Here is a 1,585-nt window from a genome sequence, read left to right on the forward strand (position 1 = left end):
AGGTGGCGGGCGGCGAGCACGCCGAGGCCGCCGGTGGCCCCGGTGACCAGGGCCGTCCCGTTCGGGTCGAGCGCGGGGGCGCCCTGCTCGGCGGGCCGCACCCGGGTGAGCCGCGCGGCCCGTACCGAGCCGTCGTGCAGCAGCAGTTGCGGCTCGTCGCCGGCCAGGGCGGCGGGCAGGGCGCGGTAGGAGGCGTCCTGCGCGTCCAGGTCGACCAGGACGATCCGGTCCGGGTGCTCGGACTGCGCCGAGCGGACCAGGCCCCAGAGCGGGGCGGTCACCAGGTCCGGCAGGCCGTCGCCCGGGCCGTCCCCGGCCACCGCGCCCCGGGTCAGCACGACCAGGCGGCTCTCGGCGAAGCGCTCCTCGGCGAGCCACTGCTGGAGCAGGTCCAGCAGCGCGTGGGTGGCCGCCCGCACGGCGGGGACCAACTCCGGTGCGGCGCCCGGTGCGAGGGGCAGCAGGACGGTGTCGGGGGCGGCGCCGTCGGCGGCGGCGAGGGCGGCCAGGTCGGCGTACGCGTCCACCGTGCTGCCCGCCGTGGTGAGCCCGGCGGCCAGGCCGAGGGCGTCCTCGCCGACCAGGGCGTAGCGGCCGGTGACCGGGGCGGCCCCGGGCAGGTCCGTCCAGTCGACGCGGAACAGCGAGTCGCCGTCGGGCCCGGCGTGGACCGCGCGCAGCTGGTCGGAGGAGACCGGCCGGACGGCCAGGCCCTCCACCGAGACCACCGGCACGCCGTGCTCGTCGGAGGCCTCCAGGGCGACCGAGTCCAGGCCGGCCGGGGAGAGCCGGACCCGCAGGGCGGTCGCGCCGGCGGCATGCAGCGAGACCCCGCTCCAGGCGAACGCCAGGTGGCCCTCGGCGGACTCCTCGCGGTGCCGGACGGCGCCGAGGTCCATGGCGTGCAGGGCGGCGTCCAGCAGCGCGGGGTGCAGCCCGTAGCGGGCCGACCGGTCCGCGACCTCTTCGCTCAGCACGACCTCGCTGAACACCTCCTCGCCGCGCCGCCAGGCCGCGCGGACCCCCTGGAACGCCGGTCCGTACCCGGCGGGCAGCCGCTCGTACAGGTCCTCGACCGGCAGCGGTTCGGCGCCGGCCGGCGGCCACTGGGTGAGGTCCGCGGGGGCGGCGGGAGCGGCGGGGGAGAGGGTGCCCGCGGCGTGCCGGGTCCACGGCCGGGAGGCCGCGGCGTCCTGCGGCCGCGAGTGCAGGCCGACCGGCCGGGCGCCGGTGGCGTCGGCCTCGCCGACCACCACCTGGACCTGGACGGCGCCCTGCTCGGGCAGCACCAGCGGGGCTTCCAGGGTGAGTTCGTCGAGGCGGCCGTAGCCGACCTCGTCGCCGGCCCGGACGGCCAGCTCCAGGAACGCCGTTCCGGGCAGCAGGGTCGCGCCCATCACGGTGTGGTCGGCCAGCCACGGCGTGCTGTGCCGGGAGAGCAGCCCGGTCAGCAGGTGGCCGTGGCCGTCCGCGAGCGGCACGGCCGCGCCGAGCAGGGGGTGCTCGGGGGCGGTGAGGCCCGCCGTGGTGACGGCGGCCGCACCGGCCACGGTGTCCAGCCAGTAGCGGTTGCGCTGGAAGGGGT

General features: G+C 78.9%; 1 protein-coding gene. It reads right to left on the reverse strand.

Features of this window, described 5'->3' with window-relative positions:
• A partial coding sequence (locus AE652_RS21165; protein ID WP_049653866.1) for a polyketide synthase dehydratase domain-containing protein occupies positions 1 to 1,585 on the reverse strand: 1,585 nt, incomplete at both ends.

The organism is Kitasatospora sp. MY 5-36 (genome assembly GCF_001182915.1).
GTDB lineage: Bacteria > Actinomycetota > Actinomycetes > Streptomycetales > Streptomycetaceae > Kitasatospora.